At 72.9% G+C, this 20,050-nt stretch carries 17 protein-coding genes; 5 read left to right on the forward strand and 12 right to left on the reverse strand.

The window, feature by feature from the left end:
• Window position 1: 1 nt before the first annotated feature.
• From I5071_RS16005 to I5071_RS16035, 7 genes are all read right to left on the reverse strand, one after another.
• The gene (locus tag I5071_RS16005) at window positions 2-2,026 is read right to left on the reverse strand and encodes a hybrid sensor histidine kinase/response regulator (protein ID WP_236606326.1); all 2,025 of its coding nucleotides are present in this window, start codon (window positions 2,024-2,026) and stop codon (window positions 2-4) included.
• A 3-nt stretch (window positions 2,027-2,029) separates the two neighbouring features.
• Window positions 2,030-3,847: a HAMP domain-containing methyl-accepting chemotaxis protein gene (locus I5071_RS16010; protein ID WP_236606327.1), complete on the reverse strand. Its 1,818-nt coding sequence runs from the start codon at window positions 3,845-3,847 to the stop codon at window positions 2,030-2,032.
• A 7-nt stretch (window positions 3,848-3,854) separates the two neighbouring features.
• On the reverse strand, window positions 3,855-4,379 hold the full coding sequence (locus I5071_RS16015) for a chemotaxis protein CheW (protein WP_236606328.1): 525 nt from the start codon (window positions 4,377-4,379) through the stop codon (window positions 3,855-3,857).
• Complete coding sequence (locus I5071_RS16020; protein WP_236606329.1) at window positions 4,376-5,728, reverse strand: CheR family methyltransferase; 1,353 nt, start codon at window positions 5,726-5,728, stop codon at window positions 4,376-4,378. The genes I5071_RS16015 and I5071_RS16020 overlap by 4 nt, the downstream gene beginning before the upstream one ends.
• Window positions 5,725-6,189: a chemotaxis protein CheW gene (locus I5071_RS16025; RefSeq protein ID WP_236606330.1), complete on the reverse strand. Its 465-nt coding sequence runs from the start codon at window positions 6,187-6,189 to the stop codon at window positions 5,725-5,727. Before I5071_RS16025 ends, I5071_RS16020 begins: the two co-directional genes overlap by 4 nt.
• A 77-nt stretch (window positions 6,190-6,266) precedes the next feature.
• On the reverse strand, window positions 6,267-7,343 hold the full coding sequence (locus I5071_RS16030) for an NAD-dependent epimerase/dehydratase family protein (RefSeq protein ID WP_236606331.1): 1,077 nt from the start codon (window positions 7,341-7,343) through the stop codon (window positions 6,267-6,269).
• Window positions 7,340-7,972: an acetoacetate decarboxylase family protein gene (locus tag I5071_RS16035; RefSeq protein WP_236606332.1), complete on the reverse strand. Its 633-nt coding sequence runs from the start codon at window positions 7,970-7,972 to the stop codon at window positions 7,340-7,342. The genes I5071_RS16030 and I5071_RS16035 overlap by 4 nt, the downstream gene beginning before the upstream one ends.
• Window positions 7,973-8,040: 68 nt before the next feature.
• Between I5071_RS16035 and I5071_RS16040 the strand changes: the two genes are divergently transcribed.
• The 4 genes from I5071_RS16040 (at window position 8,041) to I5071_RS16055 (ending at window position 11,577) form a co-directional block, all read left to right on the forward strand.
• Window positions 8,041-8,613 carry a DnaJ domain-containing protein gene (locus I5071_RS16040; RefSeq protein WP_236606333.1) on the forward strand — a complete coding sequence of 191 codons (573 nt, stop codon included), beginning with the start codon at window positions 8,041-8,043 and terminating at the stop codon, window positions 8,611-8,613.
• A 144-nt stretch (window positions 8,614-8,757) separates the two neighbouring features.
• The gene (locus I5071_RS16045) at window positions 8,758-9,309 is read left to right on the forward strand and encodes a hypothetical protein (protein ID WP_236606334.1); all 552 of its coding nucleotides are present in this window, start codon (window positions 8,758-8,760) and stop codon (window positions 9,307-9,309) included.
• Window positions 9,306-10,709 carry a peptidoglycan DD-metalloendopeptidase family protein gene (locus tag I5071_RS16050; RefSeq protein ID WP_236606335.1) on the forward strand — a complete coding sequence of 468 codons (1,404 nt, stop codon included), beginning with the start codon at window positions 9,306-9,308 and terminating at the stop codon, window positions 10,707-10,709. Before I5071_RS16045 ends, I5071_RS16050 begins: the two co-directional genes overlap by 4 nt.
• A 58-nt stretch (window positions 10,710-10,767) precedes the next feature.
• Window positions 10,768-11,577: an undecaprenyl-diphosphate phosphatase gene (locus I5071_RS16055; protein WP_236606336.1), complete on the forward strand. Its 810-nt coding sequence runs from the start codon at window positions 10,768-10,770 to the stop codon at window positions 11,575-11,577.
• On the opposite strand, the gene I5071_RS16060 is transcribed toward I5071_RS16055, so the two are convergent.
• From I5071_RS16060 to I5071_RS16075, 4 genes are all read right to left on the reverse strand, one after another.
• Complete coding sequence (locus tag I5071_RS16060) at window positions 11,578-11,808, reverse strand: hypothetical protein (protein ID WP_236606337.1); 231 nt, start codon at window positions 11,806-11,808, stop codon at window positions 11,578-11,580.
• 3 nt (window positions 11,809-11,811) lie between these two features.
• On the reverse strand, window positions 11,812-12,225 hold the full coding sequence (locus I5071_RS16065; RefSeq protein WP_236606338.1) for a hypothetical protein: 414 nt from the start codon (window positions 12,223-12,225) through the stop codon (window positions 11,812-11,814).
• Window positions 12,226-12,351: 126 nt separating this feature from the next.
• Window positions 12,352-12,705 (reverse strand): hypothetical protein, encoded by a 354-nt coding sequence (locus tag I5071_RS16070; RefSeq protein WP_236606339.1) that lies wholly within the window; start codon window positions 12,703-12,705, stop codon window positions 12,352-12,354.
• 213 nt (window positions 12,706-12,918) lie between these two features.
• Entirely contained in the window at window positions 12,919-16,575 is a 3,657-nt protein-coding gene (locus tag I5071_RS16075; protein WP_236606340.1) for an SNF2-related protein, read from the reverse strand.
• Between the two features lie 655 nt (window positions 16,576-17,230).
• Between I5071_RS16075 and I5071_RS16080 the strand changes: the two genes are divergently transcribed.
• A complete protein-coding gene (locus tag I5071_RS16080) occupies window positions 17,231-18,196 on the forward strand; it encodes a threonine dehydratase (RefSeq protein WP_236606341.1) in 966 nt (321 codons plus the stop codon).
• A gap of 251 nt (window positions 18,197-18,447) precedes the next feature.
• On the opposite strand, the gene I5071_RS16085 is transcribed toward I5071_RS16080, so the two are convergent.
• A complete protein-coding gene (locus I5071_RS16085; protein WP_236606342.1) occupies window positions 18,448-19,956 on the reverse strand; it encodes a M23 family metallopeptidase in 1,509 nt (502 codons plus the stop codon).
• Window positions 19,957-20,050 lie beyond the last annotated feature (94 nt).

Genomic DNA, 20,050 nt, shown 5'->3' on the forward strand with positions numbered 1-20,050 from the left:
GTCAAAGCAGATCCTCCAGGGTCGCCAGCAGGCGCTCTCGATCGAAGTCCCTCTTGAGCACGTAGGCGCTCGCGCCCAACTCCAACGCGCGCCGGCGATCGGTCTCGCGATCGACCGCGGTGACGACGATCACGGGGAGAGAGCGGGTTCGCGGCAGCGCGCGGATGCGCTCCAGGAGCTCGAGGCCGTCGAGGAGCGGCATCTCGAGATCGGTCACGACCGCGTCGAAGCGCTGCTCCGCGAGCACGTCGAGGGCCTCGCGACCGTCGCCCGCGACGGCGACCGCGTAGCCCGCGGACTCGAGGAGCGCGCGCTGCAGCGCGCGGGTGGTGACCGAGTCGTCGACGACGAGCACGCGCCGCACCGCGCTCGGCGCGACCTCGGGAGACGCGCGCATCGGCACCGCGAGACGGGCGAGCGCGTCGACGTCGGCGAGCAGCGCGACACGCCCTCCCTCGAGCACCGCGGTCCCGCTCACGCCCGCGACGCGGCGCACGCGACCGCCGAGCGCGCGCGCGACGACCTCGATCTCGCCGACCAGCGCGTCCACGCCGAGCGCCACGCGGCGCGCGCCGGCCGACACCACGAGCCACGAGAGGCCGACCTCGCCGTCGGCGTCGCCGAGCCCCAGCGTCCCGTCGAGGCGCGCCATCGGGATCGCCGCGCGCCCGTCGGGCAGGTGCAGGCGGCCCTCGATCGTGATCGCCTCGCCGGGCGCGACGTGGCGCACCCGCTCGATGCTCGTCGAGGGGATCAGCACGTCGACGTGCCGCACGCGCGCGTGCACGACGCGCAGCGCGCCCGACGAGAGCGGCACGCGCATCCGCACGCGCGTCCCCGCGTCGCGCTGGGTCTCGACGTGCACGCCGCCGTGCAAGCGCCGCACGCGATCGCGCACCACGTCGAGGCCGATGCCGCGCCCCGAGATCGGCCCGGCGTGCGCGCGCGTGCTGAGGCCGGGCTCGAAGAGCAACGCCAGGGGATCCGCAGCGAGCGCGTCGGCGTCGGCGAGCCCGAGCTGCCTGGCGCGCGCGAGCACCGCGTCGAGATCGATCCCGGCGCCGTCGTCGACGACGTCGACCTGCACCTCGCCGGCGACGATCGCGGACTCGATCGCGATCCGTCCCGCGCTCGGCTTGCCGGCGCGGCGGCGCACGTCGGGCGCCTCGATGCCGTGATCGACGGCGTTGCGCACGAGGTGCAGCAGCGGCTCCCGGAGCTCGTCGCGGGTGCGGCGATCGAGCTCGACCTCACCTCCCGAGAACGCGACGACGACCTCTTTGCCGAGCGTCGCCGCGGCCTCGATCGCTGCGCGCTCGAGCCCCGGAGCGAGCCCTGCGAACGGTGCGATGCGCACCGCGCGCAGCTCCGCGGAGAGCGCGCCGAACGCTCGGTCGAGCACCGCGCTCGCGCTCCTCGTTTCGCGCAGCGCCGCCTCGGCGAGCGCGAGCGCCTCGCGCGCCGCCGAGGTCGCACCACGCGCCCGGCGCCGCGCGTCGTCGCGCTCCTCTGCGCCGGTCGCGAGCGGCTCGACGAGCCCTCGGAGCGCATCGAGCGACGCGCGCAGCTGCTCGAGGCGATCGACCGAGCGCGCCTCGAGCAGCGACGAGCCGAGATCATCGGCGGCCGCGAGCAGCGCGTCGACGCGCGCGCTGGCGATCCGCACAGTGTCCGCGTCGGGCGGAGCGGGCTCGGGCGCTTCGTCACGCTGCGCAGGGCCCGGCTCGCGCCGCCCCGAGATCGCTGCGAGACGCGCGTGCAGCGCGGGCAGCGCGCCGCGCGCGATCGTCGCCACCGAAGCCGGATCGCCCGCGCTCGCCGCCACACGCGCCTCGGCGTCGGCGCATGCCCGCTCGACCGCGCTCTCACCGACGGCGTGGGCGGCGCCCTTGAGGGTGTGGAACGCGCGCCGGATCTCGAGCGCAGCGCGCGCATCACCGCGCTCGAGCCGCTCGAGCGAGACCTCGATCGCGCCGAGCACGTCCTCGAGCTCGTCGCGGAAGATCGCCAGCAGCTCGGTGCTCATCGATCAGGTCCGGTACTGCGCGATCGCGCTGCGCAGCCGGTCGCTGAGCGCACCGAGATCGCGTGCCGCGCGCTCGGTCTGGCGCGTCGCCTCGACCGACTGCGTCGCGGCCTGGTTGATCGAGTGCATCGCCTGCGCGATCTGCGAGACGCCCGTGACCTGCTGCTGCGCGGTCGTCGCGATCTGCTGGCCAGCGCCGGCCGACTCCGCGATCACGCTGGCGAGCTGCTCGATGCGCTGACCGGCCTCGTGCACCGTGCGCATCGCCTCGCTCGCGGCCTTGCCGCCCTGCTCGGTGACCAGCACCGCCTGCGTCGTCGACTTCTCGATCTCCGCGAGGATGCCGCGCACCTGCACGGTCGCGCGCTTGCTCTGCTCCGCGAGGCTCCGCACCTCCTGCGCGACCACCGCGAAGCTGCGCCCGTGCTCGCCCGCACGCGCGGCCTCGATCGCGGCGTTGAGCGCGAGCAGGTTGCTCTGCTCCGCGAGATCGCCGACCGCGGCGACGATCTGTCCGACGCGCTGCGCCTGCTCGGAGAGCCCGAGGATGCGCTCGGCGATCGCCGACATCTGCGCCTGCACACGCTCCATCGCGGTGATGCTCCCGTCGACCGCGATGCGCCCGGCGTCCGACGCGTCGACGCTCCGCCGCGCCGCATCGGCCACCTCGCGCGCGCGGTCCGACGAGGTGCGCGACGTCTGCGTCAGCTCGTCGACCGTCGAGACCGTCTCGGTGACGGCCGCCGCGGCCTCCGCGGCGCTGGCGCTCTGCTCCTGCGCGGTCGCCATGAGCTCGGCCGTCGCGCTCGAGAGCGCCCCCACGGCCTCGGCGACCCCGCCCGTCATCCGCCGGAGCGCGTCGCCCATCGTCCCGAGGTCGCGCCCGAGCGCCGCGAGATCCCCATCGCCCTCGGCGTGGACCTTCTGCGTGAGATCCCCCCGCGCGATGCTCCCGACGAAGCTTCCGTAGCGCGCGACCGCGCGCGCGAGCGCGTCCTTCTCGTCGCGTTGGGTGCGCGCGCTCGCCTGCTCCGAAGAGACCTTCCGCTCGATCGTCTCGGCCATGGTGTCGAACGCGGACGCGAGATCGGAGATCTCGTCCCTGCCCGTCACGTTGGCGCGCCGAGACAGGTCGCCGCTCGTCACCGCACGGGCGGCCGCCGCGACGTCGCGCACCCGCCGCGCGATGTCGTTCGTCAGCCAGACGCCCAGCAGGATCGCGAGGAGCGCGTCGATGATGGCCGCAGCGAACGTGATCGTGCGCGAGGTCTCGAGCGTCGCGCGGGCAGTCTCGTAGCGCGCGTCCGCGAGCGCGGCGGTGTCGTCGACCAGGCGCTCGAGATCGTCGATCGCGCGCAGGTAGTGCGGCGACACCTCGCGCAGCATCAGCGCGATCGCCGCCGGCGTGTCCTGGGTCCGGCTCGCGGGCAGGAACACGTTCGCGCGCGCGGCGCGCCAGGCAGTGATCGCCTCGCGGATCCGGGGCAGCCGCTGGCGCAGCTCGCCTCCCTCGAGCGCCCGGTCGAGATCGCGGAGCGCGCTGTCGAGATCGCGGTCGAACTCGTTCATCTGCCGCTCGATGTCGGCCAGCTCGACCGGCGACTCGGTCGCGGCGTGCATGAAGTGCCGCGAGCGGATCCGCTCCGCGAGCATCGACGCGCGCCCCGCGGCACGCATCGCCTCGAGGCCTCGCACCTGGAGCAGCTCGAGCGTGTCCCGGAGCTCCGCGTCGCGGTACGCGCCGTACGCCGCGAGCGCGAGCGTGAACGCCATCACGACCGCGAACGACCCCAGGATCTTCGTGCCCACCGTCCCACGCATCACGCCGTCACCTTCGCGCTGCGCGCGGCCCGACGTCGATCGTCAGCCGCGGGCTGGAGATCAGCGCGGTCACGTCGAGGACGAGCCGTCCGTCCTCGGTCGTGCCGCGAACCAATGCGCGCGACGCCGCCGCCATCGTCTCGGGCGGAGGGCGGAGCGCCTCGTCGTCGGGAAGATCGTCGTCGCCGATCGCGTCGACCGCGAGCGCGGGCTCCCCCGGTGCGTCGAGCACGATCACGCGGCTCGTCTCGGGCAGCTGCGAGAGCGGGAGACCCAGCAGCACGCGCAGGTGGAACACCGGGATGGCGCGACCGCGACGCGCGGTGAGCCCCGCGACGTGCGGCTCGGCGAACGGGATCGGCGTGAGGTGCGCGAGCGGCGCGACGGCGCGCGCAGCCTCCGCGGGAAGCAGCACGCGATCGGTGCCCACCACGAGCAGCAGCGCAGCGCGCCGCTCGCGCACCAGCGGCGCCGCAGGACGCGCGATCTCGAGGGCACGGCGCGCGAGCTCCTCCTCGAGATCCTCGCTCACGTCGCCTTCTCCGCGCCGAGCCGGCGCTCGAGCCCGTCGAGCAGCGCGAGCAGCGTCGCGCGGCTCGTCTCGGGCAGCAGGTCGATGGTCGCGTCCTGCGGCAGCACCGCGAGCGCGCGACGAGCACGGTTCACGTGGTGACGCGCGCGCGCGGCGTCGCCGAGGCGTGCGTGGGCGCGCGCGGCGACGATCGCCGCATCGACACGACCGGGATCGAGCACCAACGCGCGCTCTGCCGCGCGCGCCGCGTCCTCCGAGCGATCGAGGCTCTCGAGCAGCATCGCGCGCAGCGCGAGCGGTCGCGCCTCGGCGTCCAGCTGCGCGAGCCGCGCGAGCGCGGACTCCACGTCACCGCGATCGGCGAGCGCGATCGCCTCCGCGACGGCGTCGGTCGCGCGCTGCGGCGCGGCCGCGGGCGCCACCGGCGCGACACGACGCGGTGGAGGCAGCGGCGCGGCACGTCGCGCGGCGGGCCCGACCGGCGCGCTCTCGACGCGCTGCACCCGCTCGGGCTCACCGGCGCGCGGGCGCACCAGCACGTTGCCCCCGAGGTCGATGCGGGCCCAGCTCGCGATCTCGTGCGGCAGCAGCGGCTCCGCGCCGCCGAGCACGAGCGCGCCGCCCTCCTCGAGCGCGCCCGCGAGCTGCAGCAGCACGCGCCGCGCGACCTCGGGCTCGAGGTACATCAGCACGTTGCGACAGAACACGACGTCCCATCGCCCTTGCGGCATCGACGCGCCGCTCGCGAGATGGACGAGGTTGAGCCGCTCGAACCCCACGACCCCGCGCAGCGAGTCGTGCACGCGATAGCCCTCGCCCGCCCGCTCGAGCCAGCGATCGCGCAGATCGTCGGGCACGTGACGCAGGCTCCAGCTCCGGTACCCCCCGGCGCGCGCCCGCGCGAGCGCGTTCGGATCGAGATCGGTTCCGAGCACCTCCACGCGCGACGCGCTCGCGCCGGGCACCGAGAGCGCCATCGCCGCGAGCGACCACGCCTCCTCGCCCGACGCGCACGCGCACGACCAGATCCGCGCGCGCCCCCGCGCCGCGAGCGCCTCGGGCACGAAGCGATCGCGCACCATCGCGACGCGCGGCAGGTCGCGGAAGAACCACGTCTCACCGACCACCGCGGCCGAGAGCAGCGCGTCGACCGCCTCGCGATCCCCGGCGCTCGCACGCGCCACCAGCGTGCTCGCATCGCTCGCGCCCACCGTGCTCGCCGCCCGCTGCGCGGCGTCCGCGAGGCGCGGCTCGAGCCCCTCGTCGAACACGAGCCCGGCCTCGCGCGCGAGCATCTGCTCGAGCGCGACGCGGGTCGCAGGATCGAGGCGGGCACGTCGCGCGATCACGACCGGCCCTCGAGCGCCGCGCGCAGCTGCGCGATCTCCGCTTCGTCGAGCAGCGCGCCGGGATCGATCAGCAACGCCGCGCCGTCCGCGCCGAGCGTCACGCCCGCGATGCGCGAAGTCGGCAGCGCGGGCTCGATCACGACGTCGTCGGGCAGCGGACCGACGCCGCGCAGCTCGTCGACGATCAGGGCGAGCCGCGGCGTGCCCTCCACCACGACCATCGGATCCCAGCGCCGCGTCGGCGCGTCCGCCCCGAAGCGCTCCCGCAGATCGATCACCACCGCAGCCGCTCCGCGATGATCGATCACCCCGCGCACCCCGAGCGGCGCGCCCGGCAGCGGCACGAACGCGACGCGCGCGATCGTCTCGAGGACGCGCGCGGCGTGGATCCGCACCGCCCACCGTGCGACGCGGGCCTCGAGCACGACGCTCGACCCGAACGCGGTGGTTGCTCCCTGCATGCTCGTCCCACGAGCCAGCGCGGGACCGTGCGGCACCTAGCCCCGCTTCGGTGGCCTCCAACCCCCAGGACGCACGTTCAGGGCGCCGGCAGCCAGCGCTCGCGCACGTACCACTCGAGCGTCTCGCGCAGCCCGTCGCGCGCATCGGGCCAGCGCGGCGACCACCCGAGCCCGCGCAGCGCGCTCGTGTCGTAGACGTGATCCGCGCGCCAGTAGTCGTAGGCGTCGACGTCGATGCGCGGCGTCAGCGCGCGCGCCAGCCCGCGCTCCGCCACCAGCGCGTCCCAGCGACGCGCCAGCGACGCATTGGTGCGCGCGAGCCGCGCGCTCGCGAGCCGCGCCGCGATCTGCATCGCCCGCGCACGAAGCGGCGTCACCCGCAGCGGCGCGTTCTCGGGCAGCGCGTAGAAGCGCTCGATCCCACGCGCGACGTCGCTCCACGTGACCGGCGTCGCGTCGGCGACGTGGAACGCGCGACCGATCACGTCCTCGTCGCGCGTCGCGCGATCGTCGCAGAGCAGCGCGCACGCCGACGCGACGTCCTCCACGTGCACGTGGGTCATGCGCGTCTCGCTCCGCACCGAGCGATGCCCGCGCCCGCTCGCCGCCGCGAGCGCGATCGTCGACGCCATCGCGGCGAGCCCGTAGCGCCCGTGCGGTCCGTAGATGCCGCTCGGCCGCGCGATCACGAGCGGCAGCCCCGACGCGCGCGCGATCGCGCGCACCGCGCCCTCCCCCTCCTGCTTGCTGCGCTCGTACGCGCGCTCCGGACGCTGCGGCGCATCCTCCCGCACCGGCGCGGCGCGCGGTCGCCCGTACACCGTCACGCTCGAGACGTGCACGAGCCGGCGCACCCGCGCGATCGCCGCGGCCTCCGCGACACGACGCGCGACGTCGACGTTCGCGCGCCACAGCGCGTCCTTCTGCGCCGCGAGATCGAAGAGCCCCGCGACGTGCACCACGTGCGTCGCGCCCTCGAAGAGCGGCTCGAGCGCATCGCGCGCGAGGTCCGCGCTCACGCACTCGTCGGCGTCGGGCAGCGCGACCCCGGGACGATCGGTCGCGCGCACCCGCATCCCTCGCGCGCGCAGCGCGTCGACCACGTGCCGCCCGAGGAACCCGCCCGCGCCGTCGACCAGCACGAGCGGCGTCACGGCACGACTCGCTTCGGCGGGTGCATCGTGATCGCGAAGTCGACCAGCGCCGCACCCGCACCGCGGATGCGCGTCGCGCCGCGCCACCCCGACCACCCGTCGAGCCCGCGCGCCTCGCGCACTCGGAGATGCGCCGATCGCACCGTCGCGCGCCCGCTCCCTCGGAAGCGCACCAGCGCGTCGCCCGCGTCCTGCACCGTCGCGACGTCGCTCGGGGCGCGCATCGCCGGCCCCCGCAGCGCGACGTCGAGCACCAACCGCGCGCCGTCCTCGGTCTCCACGCGCGCCTCGCGCTCGCCCCACTCGAAGCGCGCGATCTGCTTCGGCAGCGCCCAGAGCTCGCGCCCGCCGCGCAACGACGCCTCGGAGTCGACGTACATCTTCTCGACGAAGTAGCCGCTCGCCGCGCCCCTCGCGCGCACGAAGCACGGCATCCACACGAGCTCGCAGTACGTCAGCGGCGAGGGCGCGACGTACTCGACCAGCCCGAGCAGCCCGATCGCGCGCCCACCGACGAGCCGAGGCGCGAACCCCTCGGGCAGCCGCAGCGAGCTCGCACGCACGAGGAAGGGCTGGAAGATCGCCCGACCGTGGGTGTGCCACGGCGCGTCCGGATAACGCGGCTCCATGCGCGACATGTGTACCGAGAGAGCGCGCGCCCGGGAACCTCCACCCGGGCTCGGTTGTCGACGACGGCGTGAGCCGTCCTCGACCCAACCCACACCGAGCGTTCGATCCCCACCGCATCCTCGGCGTCCGCGACGACGCGACGCCCGACGAGATCCGTCGCGCGTTCCGCGCCGCCGCGCTGCGCCACCATCCCGATCGCAACCCCGGCGATCCCCACGCCGCGCGCCGCTTCCGCGACGCGCGCGCCGCGTACGAGACGCTGATGCGCATGCACGACGGCACGCCGCGCGAGCGCACCCGCGCCGACCGCCCGCTGCGCGTGCGTTGCGTGCTGGTCGGTGTCGATCTCGTCGGCATCATCCCCGAAGCGCTTCGCGAGCCGGGACGCTGGATCGCGCTCGAGCTGCTCGCGGCGCGCACCTGCCCCGCGTGCCTCGGCGAGGGCGGCGAGCACGTCGCGCGCAGCTTCTTCCGCACCGAGCGCGTCGAGTGCGGCGCGTGTGACGGAGTCGGCCTGGTGCGCGTCGAGCGACGACTGCGAGTGCGGGTGCCGGTCGTGCCCGCGCGGGCGCTGCGGCTCCGCGGACGCGGGGTCGCGATCGGCGCCCACCGCGGCGACGCGATCCTCGAGATCGCGTGATCGGCGCGTCCAGATCCCGGACGCGCCGCGTGCAGAAGAGCCCGATCGCGCTCCATCCGTACCGCGCAACACCATAGAACTATTCATCAATTCGCATCCACAACGTCCCTCGGCGATGGCCGCGCGCTTGCTCTTCGCGCCGTCATGCGCCGTCTCGTCCTGCTCACGCTCCTGCTCGCGGCCTGCGGCCGCACCGCCGACACGCCGTCCGAGGCCCACGCGTCGCTCGACGAGACCGCGCTCGATCCGCTCGTGCCCGGACCGACCGTGCCGCCCTCGCCGATCGACACGCTCTCGCCCGACTCGCAGGCCGCGCTCGAGCAGGCGCCGTTCGCGATGCTGCTCCTGCCCGCCGAGTACACGCGCGGCACGATCATCACGAGCGGCGAGCGCTGGGCCGCGCTCTCGTACCGCGACGACGCGCTCACCATCTCGCTCCACGCGACGAACCTCGCGCATCCGGTCGTCTCCGACGACGAGGTCGTCACCGCACCGCCGCCCGACGAGAGCGTGCGCGGCGAGCCCGCGCGCGTGACGCTCAACGAGCAGATCCGCAGCGTCGCGTGGACCGATGGCGAGATCGCGTTCGCGCTCGAGGTCGAGTGCGCGTCGCCCGAGGACGACACGCGCTGCACCGAGCGCGACTTCGTGCTCTCGCTCGCCGATCGCCTCGTGCCCGCGGGAGGTGCGCGATGAGGATGCTCGTGGCGCTCGCGCTCGTGCTCGCGCTCGCTCCGTCGATCGCGCGCGCGCAGTTCACGTACCGCCCACCGGGCGAGCTCGTCTCGGGCAGCGGTCGTGGTCGCGTCGACGAGCGCGTCTACGCGCCGGGGATCCGCTTCCCGGTGCGCGACGCGCCGGCGTTCCTGAACTCGCAGGTGTGGGGCGTCGGCGGCAACGAGGGCCCGAGCGGCTCGCAGTGCGACGCGCGGAACTTCTCGTACCCGTGGCGCGACAACTACTGCGAGTCGCGCTCGTGGGACATGCCGCTCTGCCCCGCGGGACAGGGCCATCAGGGCCAGGACATCCGCGCCTCGAGCTGCATGAACAACGTGCATCCCGTCGTCGCGGTGGTGGACGGGACGATCACCAACATCGGCTCGTACTCGGTCTATCTCACGGCCGCGGACGGCACGCGCTTCGACTACCTGCACATGGGCTCGGTGCGGGTGAGCGTCGGTCAGCGCGTCACCCGCGGCACCGTCGTCGGCAACGTGTCGAACGCGTTCGGCGGCACGCCGACCACGGTCCATCTCCACTTCAACATCCGCCAGAACGTGAGCGGCGTCGGCAGCGTCTACGTGCCGACGTACATGTCGCTCGTGCGCTCGTACGAAGCGCTGATCGGCCCGAGCACGCCGCGCTTCCGCGCCGAGTACGTGAGCCAGTCGTTCCCGCTGGCGCGCGATCCCTTCGAGCTCGCGCCGGGCGAGGAGCGCGCGGGGCACATCGAGCTGCGCAACGCGGGCACCGAGACCTGGCGTCCCGGCCAGACGTTCCTCGGCACCACCGAGCCGCGCGATCGCGCGAGCCCGATCGCGGGCCCCGACTGGATCGCGCCCAACCGCGCCGCGACCGTCGATCGCGAGGTCGCGCCCGGCGCGACGGGCCGCTTCGCGTTCACGGTGCGCGCGCCCGCGAGCCCCGGCGACTACCCGCAGTACTTCAACCTCGTGCAGGAAGGCGTCGCGTGGTTCTCGGACTCGGGAGGCCCGGTCGACGCGCAGCTGCAGGTCCGCGTGACCGTGGTGCCCCCGCCCGACGCCGACGGGGACGGCTCGACGCGCGACCTCGACTGCGACGACGCCGACGCGCGCATCTTCCCCGGCGCCGACGAGACGTGCGGTGACGCGATCGATCAGGACTGCGACGGATCCGATCTCGAGTGCGTGCCCGACGCCGATGGCGGCACACCGATCCCCGACGCGGGCACCACGCCGAGCGATCGCGACGCCGGCACGGCGACGCCGATGGCGGAGCCGCGGCTCTCGGGCGGCTGCGGCTGCGTCGTCGGTGGACGCACGCCTTCGCACGCGGGTGCCCTGGCAATCGCCGCGCTCGCGTCGATGATGCTCGTACGTCGTCGTCGTCGCTGACGCGCGCCGCCGGCTCGCGGCGCGCGCGCCGGTCTGATACGACGCGACGCGCCCTCGCATGGAGCTCTGGCAAGCACTCCTCCTCGGCATCGTCGAAGGCCTCACCGAGTACCTCCCGGTGAGCTCGACGGGGCATCTCCTCGTCACCCAACGCATCCTCGGCATCCCCGCGAGCGACGCGTCCAACGCGTACGCGATCGCGATCCAAGCGGGCGCGATCGTCGCGGTGCTCGGGCTCTACCGGAAGCGCGTCGGGCAGATGGCGCTCGGTGTCGTCGGACGCGATCCGATCGGCGCGAAGCTCGCGCTCTGCGTGATCGTCGCGTTCCTGCCCGCGGCCGTCGTCGGCTTCGCGCTCGACGATCTGATCGAGAGCGTCCTCTTCGGGCCATGGCCGATCGTCGTCGCGTGGATCGTCGGCGGCGGCGTGATCCTCTGGTTCTCTCGCGCGCGGCCGGGCAAGGAAGGACGCTCGATCGAGGAGCTCGGCTGGCGCGCCGCGCTCGCGATCGGCGCGGTGCAGTGCATCGCGATGTGGCCCGGCGTGAGCCGCAGCCTCGCGACGATCCTGGGCGGCGTCGCGGTCGGCCTCTCGCTCTCGGCGGCGGTCGAGTTCTCGTTCCTGCTCGGCCTCGTCACGCTCGGCGCAGCGACGGCGTACAAGTCGCTGCAGCACGGCGCGACGATGCTCGAAGCCTACGGCCCGATCCCGGTCGCGATCGGCTTCGTCGCCGCGTGGATCGCGGCGGTCGTGTCGGTGCGCTTCATGGTCGGCTGGCTCAACGAGCGCGGCCTCGGGATCTTCGCGTGGTGGCGCTTCGGCGCGGCCGCGATCGTCATCGCGATGATCGCGGCCGGCATGCTCTGATCACGATCGATCGCGCGCGAGGTGCTCGACGCGCACCAGCGCGCGATCGAGCTCGGTGCCGCGCAGGAACAGGCCGAGCGCCTTGCGCAGCGAGGGAATCGCGCGCGCGAGGTCGGGCCGGGTGAGCGCGACGGGATCGACACCACCGCGCACCAGCGCGCGGCGCACGACGTCGTCCGCGATCACGTGCGAGAGCCCGGTGGCCTTCACCACTTCGTCGACGAGGGCCATGGCTCACCTCCTCGTCGCCGCGCCGAACGCGCTGTTCGCGATGTCGCGCAGGTAGCCCGCGAAGAAGCCGGCGAGCCAGTCGAGCTCCGCGGTGTCGTCCGGGTGCGGGAGCCCGCGCGTCGCGAGCACCATCACGCGAGCGCACCACGCGGCGGTGCCGTGCACGATCGACTCGGGCGACGAGCCCTGCGCGACGAGCCCGGGGATCACCGTGTCGATGTAGAACTCGTACGCGTCGTCGCTGCGCGCCTCGGCGCGCTCGCGGAGCACGTGCAAGAAGCCGTCGACCATCTGCGCGAGGTCCTCGCGCGAGTACGCTGGCGCGCCTTGCAGCGGCTCGCGATCCACCGCGCGCGTCGCAGTGGCCACGAGCGCGTCGCGTGATGCCTCGAGCATCTCGACCACTCGGTTCGTCACGCCCGGCTCCCCCTGCGCGGAGACGAAACGTGATCGCACCGCGCGGGCGCCTACGTGGGGGCCCCGCGGGACGTCACAAGCTCCGCGATCGCGGCGTCCGCGCGCGCCGAGCCCGTGATGGTGGCGCTACGGCGACGCGGCGAGCTGCTCGGGCTGCTGCGCGAGGAACGCGCGATTGGGCCGCGGCTCGAACTTGTGATCGGGACAGATCTCGAAGAGTCGATCGGCGAGGATGATCCCGCGCACCGTCCCGCGGCTCGGCTGCCACCGGAACGGCTTGTCGCCGCGCACCTCGCGGATCTCCGCGTCGAAGAGCCCGTTGAGCTCGCGCCATCGCTCGGCGTCGGCGCGCGTCGCGAAGACGTACTCCTCGCAGGGCAGTGTGCGCTCTCGCCGCAGCACCACGAAGCCACGGAAGTCGAACGAGTCGACCAACCCGTCGCAGTGATCGCACGCGAACGTGAAGAAGAGCGCTCGCATCGCTCGCTGGCAGTTGGGACACCGCATCGCAGTCACACCTCGCGGCGTCGCCGAGCTCGACGTCAGCGGAGCTCCAGCACGTCTGCGCCGCACCCACTCATCTGAGCGCAACGCACGCGAAACCAAGAGATCCGCGCATCCCCCAGAAACGCGACGAGCGCACCGCGCGAGGACACGCGATGCGCTCGTTCGGAGCAGCGGGCGAGACGACGATCAGTCCGAGAACAGCTCGTCGATGTCGGCCTTGGTCAGGCCCTTCAGCGGCGTGCTCTCGGTCGTCAGCACGTTGCTCATCAGCTCGCGCTTCTTGTCGCTGAGCTGGAGGATCTTCTCCTCGACCGTGCCCTTCGCGATGAGGCGATACACGGTCACGACCTTCGTCTGACCGATGCGGTGCGCGCGATCCGTCGCCTGGTCCTCGACCGCCGGGTTCCACCACGGATCGAAGTGCACGACCGTGTCGGCGCCCGTGAGGTTCAGACCGGTGCCGCCCGCCTTGAGCGAGATGAGGAACGCGTCGACGTTCTCGTCCTTGTTGAAGTGATCGACACGGTCCTGTCGATCCTTCGTCGAGCCGTCGAGGTACTCGTAGCGGATGCCGTCCTGATCCGCCGCGCTCTTGATCAGCTGCAGCATCTCGACGAACTGCGAGAACACGAGCACGCGGTGCCCGCCCGCCTTCGCCTCCTGCAGGATCTCGCGGAGCGCCGAGAGCTTGCCGCTCGTCTCGTCGTTCCACTCGCCCTCGCGGGCGTTCATCTTCGTCAGGCGCGGATCGCACGCCGCCTGACGGAGGCGCGTGAGCGCCGCGAGGATCTGGATCTGCGCCTTGCCGACGCCCTGCTTCTCGACCTCGCTCATCACGCTCGCGCGGACCTGCGAGAGCATCTGCTTGTAGAGCTTGGCCTGATCGTCGGCGAGCGGGACGATCATCTCCTGCTCGATCTTCGCCGGCAGCTCCGGCGCGACCTCGCCCTTCGTGCGGCGCAGCACGAACGGATGGATGATCGCGCGCAGCTTCGCGACGGTGTCCTGATCGCCGCGCTCGACCGGTCGCGCGTACTTCTCCTCGAAGACCTTCAGCGAGCCGAGCAGGCCCGGCGAGACGAAGTCGATGATCGACCAGATCTCGCTCAAGCGGTTCTCGATCGGCGTGCCGGTCAGCGCGAGCCGGCGCTCGCTCTTGAGCTTCTTCGCTGCGCGCGCGGTCGCGCTCAGCGGGTTCTTGATGTGCTGCGCCTCGTCGAGGATGACGTAGCGGAAGTCGATCTCGTTGAGCAGCTCCTCGTCGCGACGAAGGAGCGCGTACGACGTGATCATCACGTCGGTGTCCTCGATCTCCTCGCGGAGCTCGTGACGATCCGGGCCCTGCCAGATCAGCGTCGAGAGCGAGGGCGCGAACTTCTCGATCTCGCGCGCCCAGTTGGGCACCACGCTCGTCGGCGCGACGACCAGCGTCGGCTTCTGCTGCTTGGTCTTGTTCTTCAGCCAGAGCAGCATCGCGATCGTCTGCAGGGTCTTACCGAGACCCATGTCGTCCGCGAGGATGCCGCCCGTGCCGAGGTTGTGATGGAAGACGAGCCAGCTGAAGCCGCGCTTCTGGTAGTCGCGGAACTGCTGGACCTTGAGGTTCCTCGGCTTCGCAATCTGCTCGATCTCGCCGATCTCCTCGAGCTTCCCGAGGATCTCCTTCGCCTGCGGCGAGACGCTGCTGTTGCCGACGAGGCGCAGCAGATCCTGGATGCGGCCCGCCTGGGAGAGCGGGACCTTCGCGCCGCTCGTGCCCGCGACGATCTCCGCCATGCGGTCGAGCACCTCGCGCACTTCCTCTGCCTTCACCGGCGCGAACGTGCCGTCGCTCAGCTTGACGAGGCGACGCCCCTTCTCGAGCGCATTGCGCAGCTCGTCCTCGTCGACCGCGACGCCGCCCGCGTTGAACGACATGTCGAGCGAGAGCCAGTCGACGCCGCTCGCGACGCGCACCTGCGCCGTGACGCTCGCGTCGCGCACCTTCACCGCGCGCAGGTCGTGCGGGATGAGCTTCTCCCAGCTCTCCGGCAGCGACGTGATGCCGCTCGTCCAGAACGTCACCGCGGTGTCGCCCTTCGTGACGAGCCCCTCGCGCGTCTCGTCGACGCCGAAGCCGAGGTTCATCAGCTGCTGCACCGAGCTCATCTCGGCGCCGACGTCGCGACGCACCACGCGCGGCCGGCCACCAGGCTCGCGCGGAGGGAGGAACGCGAGCGGCGACGGGAACTCCGCGGGCGGGATCGGGAAGAGCTGCTCGCCGTAGTAGACGCTCAGCTTCGCGCGCGCCTCGATGATGTCGCCGTCGAGCTGCAGCTTGAAGCGCGGCGCGGCGTCGACGAGATCGGCGATCTGCGAGAGGTCCGGCAGCTCCGCGCCCAGCGAGGCCGCGACGCGCGGAATGCCTTCGCCGAGCAGGCGCGGCAGCTCGCCCATCGGCGAGATGAGCGCGGGCGAGCGATAGAGGCGCTGCAGCCACGCGGGCGTGACGCTCTCCGCGACCGGGCGCGCGATGCCTTCCGTCGTGTCGACGTGCCAGCCCGGCGTGCCCTCGAACCACGCGCCGCTCGAGAGCGGGAAGCGACGCAGGCCGCCCTTGCTCTCGAACACCACGCGCACGCGGCAGGTGCGCCCGTTCGCCTGATCGAGCTCGATGCGCGGCTTGAGCGTGTCGTCGGCGAAGCGCAGCTCCATCGACGCGGGCTCGAGCAGCACGCGGCGATCCTTGAGCATGCTCAGGACCTCGGCCGCGTCCTCGGCGCGCAGCTCCGCGGTGGCGGGCGTGTTGCGCGGCGTGTGACGCGCGAGCGCGCGCATGATCTCGCGCGTGGGGCCGGCGACCGCGTGGAACGCGGCGAGCGCGTCGGCGATCGGCACCGCGGTGCGCGTGCCCGCGATCACCGGCGTGATCGTGATCGACGCCGATCGCACCTGCATGCGGAACTCGAGGTCGAACGGCTTCGTCTGCTCGTCGGGGCCGGGGAGCCACGCGTCGAGCACGCCGCGCGCTTCGCTCGCCGCGGCGACCGAGAGCGGCGCCGAGCCAGGGCGCTCCGCGTACGCGAGATTGCCGGTCAGCACCGCGCCCGGAGGCGGCAGGATCGCAGGCCCGGGATCGCGCGTCGTGAGGACCTCGAGGTGCGAGACGCCGTTCGTCTCCGCGCCGCGACGGCGCCGACGCGAGCGACGACGCTTGCCGCCGACGCTCACGGTGTGGCTCGTGCCCGGCGGGATCTCGGTCGTCGTCTTGGGATGCGCGGGCGGGCTCGACGCCGGGCGATCCTGGGGCGGCGCCTTCGGGCGCGGCGGGCGCTCGCGATCGCGCAGCGCGACGAGCAGCGCCGCGACGTGCTTGCAGTGCTGCGTCGGTCCGCGGAAGCCCGCGCAAGTGCACGACGACGTGAACGCGTTGTCCTCGCCGAGCACGAGGCGCGGCTCGTAGGTGTCCTGCTTGACGTGGATGCGGGCGTGGGCCTCGCCGTCCTGCGTCGAGAGCTCCTTCACGTCACCGCGGCGCGCGTACTGTCTGCCTCGCAGGAACGCGTTGCCGCCGACGACTCGCTGGATCGCGCGATCGGAGAAGCGGGAGACGTGCTGGGCGACGCGGCTCGGATCGGGGACGCGCGCAGGCGCTTCGTCGTCGTCGTCCTCGCCGTCGTCCTCGTCGTCGCCTTCTTCGGCATCGCCGTCGGCGTCGGCATCGGCGTGCCGCCGAGCTCGGTGGGAACGATCGTCGGCGCCTTCGTCGAGCGCGCCTTCGGGACCATCGTCGTAGCCTTCGTCGCCGTCACCTTCGGAGGCGTCGAGGGCCAGATCGTCGAGCTCGGGATGCGTGTCCGTCATGGACCTCTGGAGACCGTGCAGCGGTTTGCAGGGGCCCCGGCCCTGCATGGCGTCGCGCCTTCGAGCGTCTCGGAAGCGCGGCCTCGGCGCGCCGTGCTCCGAGGCGAGTGGCCCCGAGGCGGGAGCCTCGGGTCGGCGCGTTCCCGCGGAGGACGAATCCCCGCGACGGGAAGGGAAGAAGACCCTCGGGGCGCGAGGGCTGGTGTGGAAAGTCGGCTACGGCCGAGCACGTCGGCCGAGCACGGGAGCGGCACCCGCTACGAGCGGCGTCGAGGGCGCGCCGGAGGCTCGATGAGAAGACCTCGTGATGGAGGAAATTCTGCGAGAAACTCCAGCGCCCCGCCCGATTCCGCTGTCTCGTGTGCGCCGCCTGCCCGTCAGGGCATGCTGCCTCAGGGAGGCAGTCGCGTTACCCGCCACCACGGCTCCCTCTCGCGAGACGTTCTCTGGGGGAACGTGCTCGGTCGACGAAGGCGAGGCCCCGGGCTCCGCGCGGAGCGAACGGAACGGATCGGTGGGGCTTATGGCATGGGCCCACCTCGGGCGCAAGAGGGCGCATGGGAGGCCCCGCGAGGGCGCCCACACCCCCCGGTCGACCGCCCTCGCCCGTCCGTTACAATCGGCGACTCGCCGAATCCGGAGGTTCCCGAAGGTCATGCCCGTTACTTTCCAGGACGTTCTGCGCGCGTGGCCCGTGGTGCACCGCTGGCTCCCGCGGACGCCGCTCTATCGCTACCCCCTGCTCTCCGCGCGGTGGGGCGTCGACGCCTGGGTGAAGCACGAGAACCACATGCCGATCGGCGCGTTCAAGGTGCGCGGCGGCGTGAACCTCTTCGCGAACCTCAGCGACTCGCAGCGCGCCCGCGGCGTCATCACCGCGACGCGCGGCAACCACGGCCTGTCGCTGGCATGGGCGGCGCGCGCGTTCGGATCGCGCGCCGTGATCTACGTGCCGAAGGGGAACAACCCCGAGAAGAACGCGATCATGAGCGCGCTCGGCGCCGAGGTCGTGGAGTTCGGCCGGGACTTCGACGAGGCGCGCATGGAGGCCGAGGCCCGCGCGCGCAACGAGCTGCTGCGTTACGTGCACCCCGCGAACGAGCCGCTGCTGATCGCCGGGATCGGCACGATGGCGATGGAGATCGCGGAGGACCTTCCCGACGCCGACGTGGTGATCGTGCCGATCGGCGGCGGCAGCCTGCTCGCGGGCACCATCGTCGCGCTGCGGACGTTGCGGCCCGACATGCAGATCATCGGCGTCCAGGCGGAGCGCGCCGACGCGATGGCGCGCTCGCTCGAGTCGGGGATGCTCACGAGCATCGAGAACGCCGACACCTTCGCCGACGGCCTCGCGACGCGCTTCGCGTTCGAGCTGCCCTTCGAGATCGCGAAGGGCAAGGTCGACCGCGTCGTGCGCGTGAGCGAGGACGAGATGAAGGAGGCCGTGCGCACGGCCCTCGAGGGCACGCACAACGCGGCCGAGGGCGCGGCGGCGGCATCCTATGCCGCGGCGTTCAAGCTGCGCGGCGAGCTGGCCCGGAAGAAGGTCGTGATCCTCCACACCGGGCACAACATCGACCGCAACACGCTGCGCTGGGCGCTCGGGCTCTTCGACGCCTGAGGTCCGAGCGAATCTCGGAGATTCGAGGAGCGATTTCAGAACCGCCGGGTGAATCTCCGAGATTCGGCGATCGATTCCAGAACCGCCGGGTGAATCTCCGAGATTCGACGACCGATTCCATAATCGCCGGGTGAATCTCCGAGATTCGACGACCGATTCCAAAATCGCCGGGCGAATCTCCGAGATTCGACGACCGATTCCAGAATCGCCGGGGCGAATCTCCGAGATTCGACGACGGGACGCCGGCAGCGTCAGTCCATCACGTCTTCGCTCGCCGCGACGGGATGCGCGTCGGGCGCTTCTCTCACCGCGACCTCGGGGATCTCGATCGCGTCGAGCTCGCGCCTCAGTCCCGCGAGCTGGGCGCGGAAGCGGCCCATCTGCGCGGCCGGCAGCATGCGCCCCGGGCCGTTGAGCTCGCGCCCCGGATCGACGAACCCGCCGTGCCGCTTGAGCCCGAAGTGCAGGTGCGGGCCGGTGCTGCGCCCGGTGGATCCGACGTAGCCGATCACCTGGCGCTGGGTGACCGTGTCGCCGCGCGAGAGCCCCGGCGCGAAGCGCGAGAGGTGCGCGTAGAACGTCTCGTATCCACCCTCGTGGCGCAGCGCGACGAGGTTCCCGTTCGCCCCGCGCGGGCCGATGAACGTGATCGTTCCGTCCGCCGCGGCCCACACCGGCGTGCCCGTCCCCGCGGCGTAGTCGATGCCGTTGTGCGGCATCACGCGGCGCAGCACCGGGTGCATGCGGCGCGGATTGAACGGCGAGCTGATGTGATCGTAGCGGAGCGGCGTGCGCAGCCATCCGCCGTGTACGGCGCGACCGGTCTCGTCGTGGAAGTCGCCCTCGGCGGGACGACCGCCGCCGGCCGCGCGCGTCTCGAACCAGAACGCGCGCAGCACCCCGCGGCGCTGGCTGCGGTACTCGATCGCCCAGACCGTGCCGTAGCCGAGGAACTGCCCGTCGATGCGCTCCTCGTCGAGCAGGATGCGGAACGCGTCGCCGGCGCGCGTCTCGGTGTTGAAGTCGATGCGGCCGTCGAAGGTCTCGACGAACGTACCGACCATCGCGCGACCGAGCCCCGCGCCTTCGAGGGCCGCGCCGAGCGAGGTCGCGACCGTGCCGCCGCGCGAGAGGCGCGTGCGCTGCACCGGCACCTCGACCTGACGCCCGAGCCAGCGCGCGCCGTCGCGCACCGCCTCGTAGATCTGGGTGATCGACGCGCGGTACTCGAAGCGCGTGAGCGATCCGTCGGCGTCGCGCTCGAGCACGATCTGGTGCTCGGGGCGACAGCGGCGGAAATCCAGCACGCCGGTGAGCGCGGTCGTGAGCGCATCCGCGTCGGCGCCGCTCACGCCCGAGTTGGTGAGCGCGGGGCGGAAGCCGACCGCGCGCCCGAACGCGTGGGTGGTGCGCGTCCCGCCGGGCACGCCCGTCGACTCGACCGCGAGGGGCTCGGGCGGCGGAGCGGGCGGGCCGGCGTCGATCGCGAGGGGCCCCGCGTCGTGCGGCGGGCTGAACCCGACGGCGAGCGGCACCGCGGGCCCTTCGTCGGCGCTGGGGACCTCGGCGCCCTCGCCTTCCTGCGGCGGGCCCGGGACCAGCGCGACCACCGCGATCGTGACGGCTGCGAGCGCGACGAGGACCACGACGGCGAGCAGCTGCTTCTGCCGCGTCGTGCGCACATCGTCGCGGAGAAGAGGCATGCCCACCGACGGGAGCGGGCGGTGCGTCGGGATCCCGCTCGGGGTCTCGTCGGCCATCGGCGGCCGGAAGGGTTATCAGGGGGGCCCCGGGAGATCAAACCTACTCCGCCCTCCCTGGCGCGCGACGTCTTGGCGTGGCTGGTGTGGTGCG

Origin of the sequence: Sandaracinus amylolyticus (assembly GCF_021631985.1) — a bacterium.
In the GTDB taxonomy this organism is placed as follows: domain Bacteria; phylum Myxococcota_A; class Polyangia; order Polyangiales; family Sandaracinaceae; genus Sandaracinus; species Sandaracinus amylolyticus_A.

What these genes read in the sequence shown, in the direction of transcription:
- I5071_RS16010 (WP_236606327.1), bottom strand. Translation starts at nt 3,847, where the DNA reads ATGCGTGGGACGGTGGGCACGAAGATCCTGGGGTCGTTCGCGGTCGTG.
- I5071_RS16080 (WP_236606341.1), top strand. Translation starts at nt 17,231, where the DNA reads ATGCCCGTTACTTTCCAGGACGTTCTGCGCGCGTGGCCCGTGGTGCAC.
- I5071_RS16085 (WP_236606342.1), bottom strand. Translation starts at nt 19,956, where the DNA reads ATGGCCGACGAGACCCCGAGCGGGATCCCGACGCACCGCCCGCTCCCG.
- I5071_RS16050 (WP_236606335.1), top strand. Translation starts at nt 9,306, where the DNA reads ATGAGGATGCTCGTGGCGCTCGCGCTCGTGCTCGCGCTCGCTCCGTCG.
- I5071_RS16025 (WP_236606330.1), bottom strand. Translation starts at nt 6,189, where the DNA reads ATGCAGGGAGCAACCACCGCGTTCGGGTCGAGCGTCGTGCTCGAGGCC.
- I5071_RS16045 (WP_236606334.1), top strand. Translation starts at nt 8,758, where the DNA reads ATGCGCCGTCTCGTCCTGCTCACGCTCCTGCTCGCGGCCTGCGGCCGC.
- I5071_RS16035 (WP_236606332.1), bottom strand. Translation starts at nt 7,972, where the DNA reads ATGGAGCCGCGTTATCCGGACGCGCCGTGGCACACCCACGGTCGGGCG.
- I5071_RS16005 (WP_236606326.1), bottom strand. Translation starts at nt 2,026, where the DNA reads ATGAGCACCGAGCTGCTGGCGATCTTCCGCGACGAGCTCGAGGACGTG.
- I5071_RS16055 (WP_236606336.1), top strand. Translation starts at nt 10,768, where the DNA reads ATGGAGCTCTGGCAAGCACTCCTCCTCGGCATCGTCGAAGGCCTCACC.
- I5071_RS16060 (WP_236606337.1), bottom strand. Translation starts at nt 11,808, where the DNA reads ATGGCCCTCGTCGACGAAGTGGTGAAGGCCACCGGGCTCTCGCACGTG.
- I5071_RS16070 (WP_236606339.1), bottom strand. Translation starts at nt 12,705, where the DNA reads ATGCGAGCGCTCTTCTTCACGTTCGCGTGCGATCACTGCGACGGGTTG.
- I5071_RS16075 (WP_236606340.1), bottom strand. Translation starts at nt 16,575, where the DNA reads ATGACGGACACGCATCCCGAGCTCGACGATCTGGCCCTCGACGCCTCC.